This window comes from Streptomyces sp. enrichment culture, assembly GCF_964273145.1.
Taxonomy (GTDB): domain Bacteria; phylum Actinomycetota; class Actinomycetes; order Streptomycetales; family Streptomycetaceae; genus Streptomyces.
In genome coordinates, this window is the sequence record NZ_OZ186873.1 from 4,310,142 (window position 1) to 4,323,376 (window position 13,235).

Genomic DNA, 13,235 nt, shown 5'->3' on the forward strand with positions numbered 1-13,235 from the left:
AAAACACAACGGCGCGGGGTGGAGCAGCTCGGTAGCTCGCTGGGCTCATAACCCAGAGGTCGCAGGTTCAAATCCTGTCCCCGCTACTGGAGTCGGACGCGGTACGCGAACGACCACGAAGGCCCGGATCCCGAAAGGGATCCGGGCCTTCGCCTTATATGCGAACGCGTGTGCGGGTGTCTCCGACGGCCGTGCCGGCGGGGGGAGTTGGGGGATCTGTGTTTGACTTGTCTCTCTGTGGGCATGTCGACAAAACGCTGAAGTGACCTCACTGACTGCGGTGTGCCAGGTGTACCCGGGTTGCAGGTGGTGCGACGATGGACGTTATGGGGGACAAGGCAGATCTGTTCGAGACGGGGCGATTTGTACAGCAGTCCGATCTGGACGAGACCGGGGACGAGGCCGGCGAGGCCGCGGCCGAGGCGGCCGAGGAGGTGCGCCGGCGGCTCGCCGCCGAAGCCGGTGACGTCGAGGCGATGAGCGTCCTCGGGGCCATGCTGCTGCGCCGCGGTGATCTCGACGGAGCCGAGCCCCACCTGCGCGCCGCGACCGCCGCCGGTGACCGCGCCGCCGCCAACAACCTGGGTGTCCTCCTCCACCAGCGGGGGTACGCCGACGAGGCCGCCGGATGGTGGCGCATCGCCGCCGTCGCGGGGTCCGCCCCGGCCGCCCACGCGCTGGGCCGGCACCACCGCGAGCGGGGCGACGAGCCCGCCGCCGAGTACTGGCTGCGCCAGTCCGCCGAGCAGGGCCACGTCCTGGGCGCCTACGCGCTCGCGGACCTGCTGGAGCACCGCGGCGACCCGGGCGCCGAGCGGTGGATGCGGTCCGCGGCGGAACGCGGGCACCGGGAGGCCGCGTACCGGCTGGCGCGGGCACTGGACCGGCGGGCCGCGCGGAGAGCCGGCGGTGACAACGGTGTCAAGGCCGCCGAGGAGGCCGAACAGTGGTACCGGCAGGCCGCCGCGCGCGGCCACCGGCGGGCCGCGCTGCACCTCGGGGCCATCCTGGAGAAGCGGGGCGAGGTGCAGGAGGCCGCCCGCTGGTACCTGATGTCCGCCAAGGACGGGGAGCCGCGGGCCGCCTGCGCGCTGGGATTCCTGCTGCGCGACGCCGGGGACTCCGAGAGCGCCGCCGTGTGGTGGCTGCGCGCCGCGCAGGAGGGCGACGGCAACGCCGCCAACGCGCTGGGGGCGCTGCACGCCGAGCGCGGGCAGACCCAGACCGCCGAGCGCTGGTACCGGGCGGCGCTGGACGCCGGGGACGACAACGGCGCCTACAACCTCGGGCTGCTCTGCGCCGAGCAGGGGCGGACCGCGCAGGCCGAGCAGTGGTACCGGCGCGCGGCCTACGCCGGGCACCGCGAGGCCGCGAACGCGCTCGCCATCCTGCTGCTGCGCGGCGGGGACGAGACCGGCGCCGAGCCCTGGTTCTCCAAGGCTGCGGAGGCCGGGAGCGTCGACGCCGCCTTCAACCTGGGCATCCTGTACGCCGGGCGCGGCGAGGAGGAGGCGGCCCTGCGCTGGTACGAGCGGGCCGCCGCGGCCGGGCACACGGAGGCGGCCCTCCAGGTCGGCATCGCCCGGCTGCGCGAGGGGGACGAGCCGGAGGCCGAGCGGTACCTGCGGTGCGCGGCCGGAGGCGGCAGCGCCGAGGCGGCGTACCGGCTGGCCACCGTGCTCGACGCGCGCCGTCCGCCGGAGCCCGCGCACGGGCTGGGGGAGCCGGTGCACCACAAGACGGAGTGCGAGGAATGGTACGAGCGGGCCGCCTCGCAGGGCCACCGGCGGGCACAGGTCCGGGTCGGGATGCTGGCCGCCGCCCGCGGGGACGTGGCCGAGGCGGCGCGGTGGTACCGCCAGGCGGCGGAGGCCGGTTCCCGCAACGGGGCCTTCAACCTGGGACTGCTGCTGGCCCGGGAGGGCAGCGAGCCCGAGGCCGTCGTGTGGTGGGCCCGGGCGGCCGACGCCGGGCACGGCCGGGCGGCGCTGCGGCTCGCCCTGGTCTACGCGCGTCGGGGCGAACTGGACGAGGGGCAGCAGTGGGCCGGGCGGGCGGTGGAGCTGGGGCCGGCGGAGGTGGCGGAGCGGGCGGCCCGGCTGCGGGACGCGCTGCGGCAGGAGCTGTCGGCGTGAGGCTCCCGCACCCTGATGGCCGACGGGAAGCGATTTGCCTTTGTCCGCGGCGTTGACGTAACGTGGTGTTCACCGACGCGGGGTGGAGCAGCTCGGTAGCTCGCTGGGCTCATAACCCAGAGGTCGCAGGTTCAAATCCTGTCCCCGCTACTGAAAGCCGAGGGCCGGAACCCGAAAGGGTTCCGGCCCTCGGTGCGTTCGGCCCCTTCCGTCCGGTGCCGCCCGGTGTCCTCCGCGGCCCGATGTCCCGCGCGCACGCAGGGAAGAGCCCCGGCACTCGACGAGTGCCGGGGCTCTTCCGAAGACTTAAGCCGACGCGCAGTTCGGGCAGACGCCGCGGTACGTCACCTCGACGTCCGAGACGGTGAAGCCGAAGCGCTCGGAGTCGGGCAGGTCGGCCAGCGGGTTGCCCGTCGGGTGCACGTCGCGGATCGTGCCGCAGCGGGCGCACACCAGGTGGTGGTGGGGCCGGTGGGCGTTCGGGTCGTACCGCTTGGCGCGCTTGTCGGTCGCGACCTCGATCACCTCGCCGAGCGAGACGAGCTCACCCAGCGTGTTGTACACGGTCGCCCGGGAGATCTCGGGCAGCTTGGCGACGGCCCGTGCGTGCACCTCGTCGGCCGTCAGGTGGACGTGTTCGCCGTCGAGGACCTCGGCCACGACGCGCCGCTGCGCGGTCATGCGCCATCCGCGTCCGCGCAGCCGTTCCAGTAGGTCACTCATGCGAACCAGCCTAACAGCAAGGGGACCAAGTCCCGAGCGGATGTGACTTTGGAGGTTTACTTGACTTAGACAATGTCCATTGTAGGATCGGCACCGGCATTAGCCAAGGGACAGGACCAGCAGGAATGGCGCAGGAGGCCCACGTGACTCAGGGACCGCTCACTACGGAAGCCGGTGCTCCGGTAGCCGACAACCAGAACAGTGAGACCGCGGGCGTCGGTGGCCCCGTGCTCGTCCAGGACCAGCTCCTTCTGGAGAAGCTGGCCCACTTCAACCGTGAGCGCATCCCGGAGCGTGTGGTCCACGCCCGCGGTGCCGGTGCCTACGGCACCTTCACGGTCACCGCCGATGTCACCAAGTACACGCGTGCCAAGTTCCTCTCCGAGGTCGGCAAGCAGACGGAGGTCTTCCTCCGCTTCTCGACCGTGGCCGGCAACCTGGGCGCGGCGGACGCCGTCCGCGACCCGCGCGGTTTCGCGGTGAAGTTCTACACCGAGGAGGGCAACTACGACCTCGTCGGCAACAACACCCCGGTGTTCTTCATCAAGGACGCCATCAAGTTCCCGGACTTCATCCACACCCAGAAGCGCGACCCGTACACCGGTTCGCAGGAGCCGGACAACGTCTGGGACTTCTGGAGCCTGTCGCCCGAGTCGACCCACCAGGTGACCTGGCTGTTCGGTGACCGCGGCATCCCGGCGTCGTACCGCCACATGGACGGCTTCGGCTCGCACACCTTCCAGTGGAACAACGAGGCCGGCGAGGTCTTCTGGGTCAAGTACCACTTCAAGACCGACCAGGGCATCAAGTGCCTCACCCAGGAAGAGGCCAACAAGCTCGCCGGTGAGGACCCCGACTCCCACCAGCGCGACCTGCGTCAGGCCATCGAGCGCGGGGAGTACCCGTCCTGGACCGTGGGCGTGCAGATCATGCCGGCGGCCGAGGCGGCGACCTACCGCTTCAACCCGTTCGACCTGACCAAGGTGTGGCCGCACGCGGACTACCCGGTCATCGAGATCGGCAAGCTGGAGCTCAACCGCAACCCGCAGAACATCTTCGCCGAGGTCGAGCAGTCGATCTTCTCCCCGGCGCACTTCGTGCCCGGCATCGGCCCGTCCCCGGACAAGATGCTCCAGGGCCGCCTCTTCGCCTACGGCGACGCCCACCGCTACCGCGTCGGCATCAACGCCGACCACCTGCCGGTGAACCGCCCGCACGCCACCGAGGCGCGCACCCACGGCCGGGACGGCTTCATGTACGACGGCCGCCACGGCGGCGCGAAGAACTACGAGCCGAACAGCTTCGGCGGCCCGTTCCAGACGAACCGCCCGCTGTGGCAGCCGGTTCCGGTCACCGGTGTCACCGGCGACCACGAGGCCCCGGTCCACGCGGAGGACAACGACTTCGTGCAGGCGGGCAACCTCTACCGGCTCATGACGGACGAGGAGAAGGAGCGCCTGATCAACAACCTGGCGGGCTCCATCTCCCAGGTCTCGCGCGAGGACATCGTCGAGCGCGCGATCAACAACTTCCGTCAGGCGGACGCCGACTTCGGCAAGCGGCTGGAGGCCGCGGTCCAGGCCCTGCGCGGCTGACACCTTCCCGTACGGGACCGCTTGTCGTGGCGGGTGGGCCGGATCTCCCTCGTGGGGGTCCGGCCCACCCGTGTTCCAGGCCGGGGCCCGCTGCGGAACCGGCCGCGCCGACCCGCCGGGCGGACATCAGGGCCGCGGCCTGGCGGAGCGGGCGGGGCCGACGGTGAGGACGACCGTGCCCATGGCGTCGCGGACGAGCACGGACGGAGCCGCCTCCTGGCGAAACCACGGGACGATTCGCGGATCCGCAAGCTCACGAGTGGGGAGCTCCCGGAGTCGCGGGCGAAGCGAGGGCCGGCAAGAAGGTGCGCGCGGCCGGCCGGCCGGCCGCGGCGCGTGCCCCGGGTGCCTCAGCGGCGCTGGTTGAGGTACCCCAGCAACTCGTCGTGCAGCAGGCCGTTCGACGCCGCCGCGTTGCCGCTGTGCGGGCCCGGGCGGCCGTCGAGGCCGGTGAAGGTGCCGCCCGCCTCCGTCACGATGATCGCGTTCGCGGCCATGTCCCACAGGGACAGCTCCGGCTCGGCGCACAGGTCGACCGAGCCCTCGGCGACCATCATGTACGGCCAGAAGTCGCCGTACGCGCGCGTGCGCCACACCGCGCGGGCCAGGTCCAGGAAGCCGTCCAGCCGGCCCTGCTCCTCCCAGCCGCCGAGCGAGGAGTACGCGAAGGAGGCGTCGTCCAGCCGGGAGACGCGGGAGACCTGGAGCCGGGAGGCCGAGGTGAGGCTGCGGCCGGAGAAGGCGCCGTGGCCCTTCGCGGCCCACCAGCGGCGGCCGAGGGCGGGGGCGGAGACGACGCCGACGACGGGCCGGTACCCTCCCTCCCCGGCCTCCATCAGGGCGATCAGGGTGGCCCAGACCGGGACGCCGCGGACGTAGTTCTTGGTGCCGTCGATCGGGTCGATCACCCAGCGGCGGGGGCCGGTGCCCTCGACGCCGTACTCCTCGCCCAGGATCGCGTCCCGGGGGCGGGCGCGCTGCAGCTGGCCGCGGATGAGCTCCTCGGCCGCCTTGTCGGCCTCACTCACGGGCGTCATGTCCGGTTTCGTCTCGACCTTCAGGTCCAGAGCCTTGAAGCGGTCCATGGTCGCCGCGTCGGCGGCGTCCGCGAGGACGTGGGCGAGGCGGAGGTCGTCGAGGTAGTCGGGCATGCACCGAACGGTATCCGCCGGGGCGGGTGCGCGGCCAGCGGGGGCGGGGAGGGGTGCGGGCGGCTCCCGCCGCTCCGTCCTCTCCGTGCCGGTGGTGACGCGGCCGGCCGGCCGTTCGCGGCGCCGCCCGGCGGCCCGGGGAGTGCGCCCGGGCCCAGCCCGGAGGCGACCCCGTGCCAGGTCGTGCCGCGGCCCTGGGGTCTTTCGCTCGGATCAGGTCGGATCAGGGAGCGGGACCTGGTGCCGTGCATCGCAAGGCGGAGGAGGGCGCCATGGCAACCGACGACAACGCGGCGAGGCACGGCACCAGGCCCCGCGAGCCCGGCATGATCCGAACGAGAGGCCCTAGTGGGCCGAGCCCGACAGCTGGAGTCCGATCACGCCGATGATCACCAGGCTGATCGAGACGATCTTCAGGGTGGACACCAGGTCGCCGAGGAACACCATCCCGTAGATGGCGGTGCCCGCCGCGCCGATGCCGGTCCACACCGCGTAGGCCGGGCCGACGTCGAGCTTCTTCAGGGAGAGCGTCAGCAGGCCGAAGCTGCCCAGGGCGAAGGCCGCGAAGGCGACCGTCGGCCACAGCCGGGTGAAGCCGTGCGACAGCTTCAGGCACACGGCGAAGCCGGTTTCGAGCAACCCGGCCACGATGACCAGCAGCCACGCCATGGGTCGTCCTCCTGTGTCCACGTGTCGGCGCTCCGACGTCCTGTGACCGTCCGTCAGACTCTGGTCGGGCTAGGGTCCGGCTCGGGCGATTATGCACTTACCTGCCCCCCGCCGGGGCAAACAACGCGAAGGCCGGCCGCCTTCCCGCGGCGCGGGGTCAGTCGCCCTCCGTGCGCTCCCGCGTGGACAGCAGCCGGCGCAGCGAGTACAGCCGCGCCGGGTCGGCGTGGCCGTCGGCCACCCACTGGTCCAGGGCGCAGTCCGGCTCGTCGTGGCTGCACGCGCGGGGGCAGCCCTCCGCACCCGGCTTCAGGTCGGGGAAGGCGTGGATCACGCGGGACGGATCGATGTGGGCGAGCCCGAAGGACCGCACGCCCGGGGTGTCGACGACCCAGCCCCGCGCGCCCGACAGCGGGAGCGCCAGCGCCGACGTCGTCGTGTGGCGGCCGCGGCCCGTCACCGCGTTCACATGACCCGTGACGCGGCGGCGCTCCTGCGGGACGAGCGCGTTGACCAGCGTGGTCTTGCCGACGCCCGAGTGGCCGACGAAGGCCGTGATCCTGCCGTCCAGGTGCTCGCGCACCCGGTCGGCCGCGTCGCCGTTCTCCAGCTCCTCGCGGCTGGTGACCACGTACGGGATGTCCAGCGCGCCGTACAGCTCCAGCAGCTGGTCCGGCGGGGCGAGGTCGGACTTGGTCATGACCAGCAGCGGGGTCAGGCCGCCGTCGTACGCCGCGACCAGGCAGCGGTCGATCAGGCGGGGGCGCGGCTCGGGGTCGGCGAGGGCGGTGACGATGGCCAGCTGGTCGGCGTTGGCGACGACCACGCGCTCGTAGGGGTCGTCGTCGTCCGCCGTGCGGCGCAGGACGGAGGCGCGCTCCTCGATGCGGACGATGCGGGCGAGGGTGTCCTTCTTGCCGGACAGGTCGCCGACCAGGGCGACCCGGTCGCCCACGACGGCCGCCTTGCGGCCCAGTTCGCGGGCCTTCATCGCCAGCACGATCCGGTCGTCCACGAGACAGGTCAGCCGGCCCCGGTCGACGGTGAGGACCATGCCCTCGGCGGCGTCCTCGTGCTTGGGCCGGATGCTGGTGCGCGGCCGGGTGTTCCGCCGTCCCGGGCGGGTGCGGATGTCGTCCTCGTCGGTGTGCTTGCCGTAGCGGCGCATGACGTCGTCCCCTACGCTCCGGCGCTTTCGAGCATCCCGGTCCACAGGCCGGGGAAGTCCGGGAGGGTCTTCGCCGTCGTCGCCACGTTCTCGATCCGCACCCCCTCGACCGCGAGGCCGATGATCGCGCCGGCGGTGGCCATGCGGTGGTCCTCGTAGGTGTGGAAGACGCCGCCGTGCAGGGGGCGCGGACGGATGTGCAGGCCGTCGGCGGTCTCCGTCACGTCGCCGCCGAGCTCGTTGATCTCCTTGGTGAGCGCGGCCAGGCGGTCCGTCTCGTGCAGGCGCAGGTGGGCCACGCCGCGCAGGGTCGAGGGGGAGTCCGCGAGGGCGGCGACGGCCGCGATGCCCGGGGTGAGCTCGCCGACCTCGCCCAGGTCGACGTCGATGCCGTGGACCGAGCCGGAGCCGGTGAAGACCAGCCCCTGGTCGGTCAGTTCGCAGGAGCCGCCCATCTCGGTGAAGATCTCGCGCAACCGGTCACCGGGCTGGGTGGTCCGGGCCGGCCAGTCCGGGATCACGACCCGGCCGCCGGTCACCAGCGCCGCCGCCAGGAACGGCTGGGCGTTGGACAGGTCCGGCTCGACCGTCAGGTCCCGGCCGAGCAGGGCCCCCGGCGTGACCCGCCAGACGCCGGGCTCGCCGCCCGACTCCGGGGTGTCGACCTGGGCGCCGACCGCGCGCAGCATGTCCACCGTCATCCGGATGTGCGGCATCGACGGCAGGGTGGCGCCGGTGTGGCGGACCTCGACGCCCTGGTTGAAGCGCGGGCCGGACAGCAGCAGCGCGGAGACGAACTGCGAGGAGGAGGAGGCGTCGACCGCCACCGGGCCGCCGTCCAGGGCGCCGCCGCCGTGCACGGTCATCGGCAGCGCGCCGCGCCCGTCGTCGTCGATGCGGGCGCCGAGGGCGCGCAGCGCGTCGATGACGCCGTGCAGGGGGCGCTCGTGCGAACGGGGGTCGCCGTCGAAGTGGACCGGGCCGTCGGCGAGGGCGGCGACCGGCGGCAGGAACCGCATCACCGTGCCGGCGTTGCCGACGTCGACCGTGGCCGGGCCGCGCAGACCGGCCGGGATGACGCGCCAGAACTCGCCGGTGCCGTCCGCGCCGACCCCTTCCTCGATCTCGACGCCCATCGCGCGCAGGGCGCCGGCCATCAGCAGGGTGTCGCGGGAGCGCAGCGGCCGGCGCAGCCAGCCCGGCTCGGAGGCGAGGGCGGCCAGCACCAGGGCGCGGTTCGTCACCGATTTGGACCCCGGCACGTGAACCGTCGCGTCGACGGCTCCGCTCGCGTGCGGGGCGGGCCAGAGGGCGGTGTCTGCGGGGTTCACGGTCATGGGCCCCACTTTAGTGGCTGGCACCGACCGGAGATCTTGATCGAATGCGGCGAAACCGGAGCGGAACACCGGCAGGGAGAGTGCCGCGCATATGGGTGGGGACCTGCCGTCCGCCCCCGCGGGCGCCGGTCGCCGCGCCCCGTACGCTCACAGCCCCAGCAGCCAGCGCCCCCCGCCCAGCAGCGAGCACAGCGACACCGCGTGGAACAGGAACAGCCACAGCCCCGCCGGGGCGTGCGTCAGCCGGGCCAACTGGTCCGCGTCGGAGTCGCCGACGGCCCCCCGGGCCCGCCCGGCCTGGAGCTCGAACGCCGGACGCACCCCGCCGAGCAGCAGGAACCACACCACCGCGTACGCGAACGCCGCCTGCACCTGCGGCCCGGTCAGCCAGGACACCAGGAGGAAGAGGGCACCCGTGAGGACCACGGTGAGCACCCCGTAGGCGTTGCGGATCATCACCAGCATCGCGGCGAGCAGCGCCGTCGTCAGCCACAGCAGCAGGGTGGTCCGCCCGGTCCCCAGCAGGGCGGCGCCGCCCAGGCCGAGCAGCGGGGGAGCGGTGTAGCCGGCCGCGGCGGTGAGGATCATGCCGAGGCCGTACGGCTTGCCGCGGCTGACGGTCAGGCCGCTGGTGTCGGAGTGCAGGCGGATCCCGGTCAGCGTGCGGCCGGTGAGCAGGGCCACCAGGCCGTGCCCGCCCTCGTGCGCGATGGTGACGGCGTTGCGCGCCACTCGCCACGGGCGGTGCGGTACGACGACGGCGAGCACGGCGAGGAGCGTCGCGATCACCACCCACGGATCGGGACCGGGCTGGGTGCCGGTGAGCTCGTCCCAGAGGGAGGCGAGCGACGCCGATGCGGTGCTGTCCATCTGTGGTGCGGGCCCCTCCCGTAGTGCGCGGTCCGGCGGTGTCACGTGTATGCGCGGACACCAGGGAAGACGCCGACGCGGCAGCGATCGTTCCCGGGGAGCCGGAGGCCGCGTCCACACCGCGTTCGACGGTCCGTGCCCATCGGACCGCGTCCGGCGGACCGGGATCGTCACCGGCCGTGCGCGGGATTTCCGGCCGGTCGGGGACGCCACGCCCGCCCCGCCGGGCCGGCGCCGACGGCGAGGTCCGCCTCGACGCGCCCGGCCGCGGCGACCGGGCGGCCCGGGAGGTGCGGGGCGGGCCGGTCCGGGGGGGGGCGGCCTGCGGCCGCGCGGAGGGGGCGCCCGCACCTGTGCCGGCGGGGTGCCGGGCACCGCGTGCGGGCGGGCCGTGCCCCGATGCCCGCGGTGTCCGTGCCGCGACCGCCCTCCACGAGGGCTTCGAGCCGGAGGGGGACGGGATGGCGGGGGAAGGGCGCCGGACAGCGGGCGTCCCCTGATGTCCCCCTGGGGGCGGTCTGCCACTCTTGGACGTGTCAAGCGGTTCGGACACACGAGCATCGAGGAAACGGCGGACGCGTACGGGCACCTCGCCCGGGCCCGGCGGGCCGGGCGGCGGAGGTGACGGTCCTGGCGCTGGCCGAAGCGGCATGATCCAGCGTTTCCGCGGCCGGAAGGGAGGTTTCGGATGTGCGGACGGTATGCGGCGAGCCGCAGCCCGGAGGAGCTCGCGGGGATCTTCGGGATAGAGGTGGGGGTCCCCCCGGCCCGGGAGGAGTCGGCGGGCCGGGGGCGGGAACCCGCGGAGACCCTGGTGGAGCCCGGCGGCCCCGACTACAACGTCGCGCCGACCAAGGAGGTCTTCGCCGTCCTGGACCGCCCCCTGAAGGACGTGCCCGACCCGCGGCCGGTCCGCCAGCTGCGCAGGCTGAGGTGGGGGCTCGTCCCCTCCTGGTCCAAGACGCCCGAGGGCGCCGCCCGCATGATCAACGCCCGTGCCGAGACCGTCCACGAGAAGCCCTCGTACCGCCGCGCCTTCGCCACCCGGCGCTGCATCCTGCCCGCCGACGGCTACTACGAGTGGGTCACCGGCAGGCAGGAGCGGGAGCTGGAGGCCGAGGGGAAGCGGAAGCGGCCCCGCAAGCAGCCGTACTTCGTCACGCCGGCCGACGGGTCGGTGTTCGCCATGGCGGGTCTGTACGAGTTCTGGCGCGACCGGACGCTGCCGGACGACCATCCGCAGGCCTGGTGGGCGACGTGCTCGGTGATCACCACCGAGGCGGAGACCACGCCGCTGGCCGTCGCCCCGGCCGAGGGTCCCGCCTCGCTCGCCGACATCCATCCCCGGATGCCGCTGATGCTCACCCCGGACCGCTGGGACGCCTGGCTGGACCCGGCCCGCACCGACCCGGACGACGTGCGGCCGCTGCTGGCGCCCCCGCCCCCCGGACTGATGCGCGCCTACCCCGTCTCCACGGCCGTCAGCAACGTCCGCAACAACGGGCCCCAGCTGCTGGAGGAACTGGCGGCACCCGAGGAGGGCACACTTTTCTGACGTGACCCCTGAGATCAGCGTGACCACCGAGACCGTCGAGACCGGCGCCGGGACCGCCCGCGTCACCTGGCACCCCGCCCCCGAAGCCCGGCTCGTCCTCGCCGTGGGCCACGGCGCCGGCGGCGGCATCGAGGCCCGCGACCTGCGGGCGCTGGCCGCCGTGCTGCCCGGCCACGGCGTCACCGTCGCCCTCGTCGAGCAGCCCTGGCGGGTGGCCGGGAAGAAGGTGGCCCCGGCGCCGAAGACGCTGGACGCCGGCTGGCGCGGCCTGTGGCCCGCGCTCGCCGCGCCCGGCCTGCCCGTGATCTCCGGCGGGCGCAGCGCCGGCGCCCGCGTCGCCTGCCGCACCGCCGCCGAGCTCGGCGCCCGCGCCGTCCTCGCCCTCGCCTTCCCGCTCCACCCGCCGGGCAGGCCGGAGAAGTCCCGCGCCGCCGAACTGCTCGGCACCGGCGTGCCCACCCTCGTCGTCCAGGGCGGCAGCGACCCGTTCGGCAGGCCCGGGGAGTTCCCCGGCGGGGCGTACGAGCTGGCCGAGGTGGCGCACGGCGATCACGGCTTCGCCGTGCCGAAGAGGGCGGCCACCACGCAGGAGGAGGCCCTCGAGGCCCTCACCGGAGCCGTCACCGCGTGGATCGCGTCACTCGGGTGAGGGCCCGGGAATGACCGGCCGGCGGCGGCTGTTGTGACGGACGTGTGTGCCGGGACACCGGCACCGGCGTCGTAGGAGAGGAAGTCCGCCGCATGGGTTCCACCTTCTGCCCCAGCCGCAGCAGTCACGCCGACCTGGAATGGACGGTGCTGACAGCGGCGAGGACCGCCCCCGCCCGGGCGGTGGGCGGATCGGATCGGCGAGCACCGTCGGCCGCGGGTCGTCTATCCTCCGAAACGGGTGGGACCGGACTCGGTCCCGCGACGGCTTCGGAGGAGGTGGGTCCGGTCACTGGGACCGACGCAGGGACCGACAACAACGGCCAGGCGGAGCAGCCCGAGGGCCGGGGCACGGGCGCGGAGACGACCGTTGAGCGCAGCGCGCGCTTCGAGCGGGACGCCCTCGAATTCCTCGACCAGATGTACTCGGCCGCCCTGCGCATGACGCGCAACCCGGCCGACGCCGAGGACCTGGTGCAGGAGACGTACGCCAAGGCGTACGCGTCCTTCCACCAGTTCCGCGAGGGCACCAACCTCAAGGCGTGGCTGTACCGCATCCTCACCAACACCTTCATCAACTCGTACCGCAAGAAGCAGCGCGAACCCCAGCGCAGCGCGGCCGAGGAGATCGAGGACTGGCAGCTCGCCCGTGCCGAGTCGCACATGTCGACGGGGCTGCGCTCCGCGGAGTCGCAGGCGCTCGACCACCTGCCCGACTCGGACGTGAAGCAGGCGCTCCAGGCGATCCCCGAGGAGTTCCGCATCGCCGTGTACCTCGCGGACGTCGAGGGCTTTGCCTACAAGGAGATCGCCGACATCATGGGGACACCCATCGGGACGGTGATGTCCCGGCTGCACCGGGGACGGCGTCAGTTGCGCGGCATGCTCGAGGACTACGCCCGCGAGCGCGGGCTCGTCCCGGCCGGTGCCGGAGAGACGAACGAAGCGAAAGGCTCGGGGTCATGAGCTGCGGAGAGCCGCACGAGACGGATTGCAGCGAGATCCTCGATCATCTCTACGAGTTCCTCGACCGTGAGATGCCGGATGTGGAGTGCTCGAAGTTCGAGCACCACTTCCAGGAGTGCTCGCCCTGCCTGGAGAAGTACGGGCTGGAGCAGGCCGTGAAGAAGCTGGTCAAGCGGTGCTGCGGCCATGACGACGTGCCGGGCGACCTGCGGGCCAAGGTCATGGGGCGGATCGAGCTGATCCGCTCCGGCCAGGCGGTGCCCGAGCACGACGTCACGGAGGCGCCGCCCGCCTCGCGGGAGTCCTGACCCCCGCCGCACGGCGGGCCGCCACCCCGTCCCGCACGGCGGGCGTCACCCGTACGTGCTAATGCGGGCCGCCGGCCCGCGTCGCCCCCTCCGGCGGTCCTAGGCTCCGA

The 13,235-nt window shown here is 73.4% G+C and carries 12 protein-coding genes and 2 tRNA genes; 8 read left to right on the forward strand and 6 right to left on the reverse strand.

Going from position 1 to position 13,235, the window contains the following annotated elements; all coding sequences use genetic code 11:
• Positions 1 to 12: 12 nt before the first annotated feature.
• The 3 genes from ACSU6Z_RS19590 (at position 13) to ACSU6Z_RS19600 (ending at position 2,285) form a co-directional block, all read left to right on the forward strand.
• A tRNA-Met gene (locus tag ACSU6Z_RS19590) sits at positions 13 to 86 on the forward strand.
• A 240-nt stretch (positions 87 to 326) separates the two neighbouring features.
• Positions 327 to 2,135: a tetratricopeptide repeat protein gene (locus ACSU6Z_RS19595; RefSeq protein WP_437047368.1), complete on the forward strand. Its 1,809-nt coding sequence runs from the start codon at positions 327 to 329 to the stop codon at positions 2,133 to 2,135.
• Positions 2,136 to 2,211: 76 nt separating this feature from the next.
• Positions 2,212 to 2,285: transfer RNA gene (locus tag ACSU6Z_RS19600), tRNA-Met, on the forward strand.
• 156 nt (positions 2,286 to 2,441) lie between these two features.
• Here ACSU6Z_RS19600 and ACSU6Z_RS19605 read toward each other — a convergent pair.
• The gene (locus ACSU6Z_RS19605) at positions 2,442 to 2,858 is read right to left on the reverse strand and encodes a Fur family transcriptional regulator (RefSeq protein WP_437047369.1); all 417 of its coding nucleotides are present in this window, start codon (positions 2,856 to 2,858) and stop codon (positions 2,442 to 2,444) included.
• Between the two features lie 143 nt (positions 2,859 to 3,001).
• On the opposite strand from ACSU6Z_RS19605, the gene ACSU6Z_RS19610 reads away from it, so the two are divergent.
• The gene (locus tag ACSU6Z_RS19610; RefSeq protein WP_437047370.1) at positions 3,002 to 4,453 is read left to right on the forward strand and encodes a catalase; all 1,452 of its coding nucleotides are present in this window, start codon (positions 3,002 to 3,004) and stop codon (positions 4,451 to 4,453) included.
• Between the two features lie 350 nt (positions 4,454 to 4,803).
• On the opposite strand, the gene hisN is transcribed toward ACSU6Z_RS19610, so the two are convergent.
• The 5 genes from hisN to ACSU6Z_RS19635 form a co-directional block, all read right to left on the reverse strand.
• Positions 4,804 to 5,604, reverse strand: coding sequence for a histidinol-phosphatase (gene hisN / locus ACSU6Z_RS19615; RefSeq protein ID WP_437047372.1), 801 nt, complete (start codon positions 5,602 to 5,604; stop codon positions 4,804 to 4,806).
• A 345-nt stretch (positions 5,605 to 5,949) separates the two neighbouring features.
• The gene (locus ACSU6Z_RS19620) at positions 5,950 to 6,273 is read right to left on the reverse strand and encodes a DMT family transporter (protein WP_437047374.1); all 324 of its coding nucleotides are present in this window, start codon (positions 6,271 to 6,273) and stop codon (positions 5,950 to 5,952) included.
• A gap of 157 nt (positions 6,274 to 6,430) precedes the next feature.
• Positions 6,431 to 7,441, reverse strand: coding sequence for a ribosome small subunit-dependent GTPase A (gene rsgA / locus ACSU6Z_RS19625; RefSeq protein WP_437047376.1), 1,011 nt, complete (start codon positions 7,439 to 7,441; stop codon positions 6,431 to 6,433).
• 11 nt (positions 7,442 to 7,452) lie between these two features.
• A complete protein-coding gene (gene aroA, locus ACSU6Z_RS19630; protein WP_437047378.1) occupies positions 7,453 to 8,778 on the reverse strand; it encodes a 3-phosphoshikimate 1-carboxyvinyltransferase in 1,326 nt (441 codons plus the stop codon).
• Positions 8,779 to 8,925: 147 nt separating this feature from the next.
• The gene (locus tag ACSU6Z_RS19635) at positions 8,926 to 9,648 is read right to left on the reverse strand and encodes a M50 family metallopeptidase (RefSeq protein ID WP_437047380.1); all 723 of its coding nucleotides are present in this window, start codon (positions 9,646 to 9,648) and stop codon (positions 8,926 to 8,928) included.
• Between the two features lie 688 nt (positions 9,649 to 10,336).
• On the opposite strand from ACSU6Z_RS19635, the gene ACSU6Z_RS19640 reads away from it, so the two are divergent.
• The 4 genes from ACSU6Z_RS19640 to rsrA all read left to right on the forward strand — a co-directional run bounded on the left by ACSU6Z_RS19640 (position 10,337) and on the right by rsrA (position 13,125).
• Positions 10,337 to 11,203: an SOS response-associated peptidase gene (locus ACSU6Z_RS19640; protein WP_437047382.1), complete on the forward strand. Its 867-nt coding sequence runs from the start codon at positions 10,337 to 10,339 to the stop codon at positions 11,201 to 11,203.
• 1 nt (position 11,204) lies between these two features.
• Complete coding sequence (locus ACSU6Z_RS19645; protein WP_437047384.1) at positions 11,205 to 11,852, forward strand: alpha/beta hydrolase family protein; 648 nt, start codon at positions 11,205 to 11,207, stop codon at positions 11,850 to 11,852.
• A gap of 278 nt (positions 11,853 to 12,130) precedes the next feature.
• A complete protein-coding gene (gene sigR, locus ACSU6Z_RS19650; RefSeq protein WP_437047385.1) occupies positions 12,131 to 12,817 on the forward strand; it encodes an RNA polymerase sigma factor SigR in 687 nt (228 codons plus the stop codon).
• Positions 12,814 to 13,125, forward strand: coding sequence for a mycothiol system anti-sigma-R factor (rsrA, locus tag ACSU6Z_RS19655; RefSeq protein ID WP_437047387.1), 312 nt, complete (start codon positions 12,814 to 12,816; stop codon positions 13,123 to 13,125). The genes sigR and rsrA overlap by 4 nt, the downstream gene beginning before the upstream one ends.
• The last annotated feature ends 110 nt before the right edge of the window (positions 13,126 to 13,235 follow it).

Excerpts from the sequence above, each read along its gene's own strand:
- ACSU6Z_RS19595 (WP_437047368.1), top strand. The coding sequence starts at position 327 with ATGGGGGACAAGGCAGATCTGTTCGAGACGGGGCGATTTGTACAGCAG.
- ACSU6Z_RS19605 (WP_437047369.1), bottom strand. The coding sequence starts at position 2,858 with ATGAGTGACCTACTGGAACGGCTGCGCGGACGCGGATGGCGCATGACC.
- hisN (WP_437047372.1), bottom strand. The coding sequence starts at position 5,604 with ATGCCCGACTACCTCGACGACCTCCGCCTCGCCCACGTCCTCGCGGAC.
- ACSU6Z_RS19620 (WP_437047374.1), bottom strand. The coding sequence starts at position 6,273 with ATGGCGTGGCTGCTGGTCATCGTGGCCGGGTTGCTCGAAACCGGCTTC.
- rsgA (WP_437047376.1), bottom strand. The coding sequence starts at position 7,441 with ATGCGCCGCTACGGCAAGCACACCGACGAGGACGACATCCGCACCCGC.
- aroA (WP_437047378.1), bottom strand. The coding sequence starts at position 8,778 with ATGACCGTGAACCCCGCAGACACCGCCCTCTGGCCCGCCCCGCACGCG.
- ACSU6Z_RS19635 (WP_437047380.1), bottom strand. The coding sequence starts at position 9,648 with ATGGACAGCACCGCATCGGCGTCGCTCGCCTCCCTCTGGGACGAGCTC.
- ACSU6Z_RS19640 (WP_437047382.1), top strand. The coding sequence starts at position 10,337 with ATGTGCGGACGGTATGCGGCGAGCCGCAGCCCGGAGGAGCTCGCGGGG.
- rsrA (WP_437047387.1), top strand. The coding sequence starts at position 12,814 with ATGAGCTGCGGAGAGCCGCACGAGACGGATTGCAGCGAGATCCTCGAT.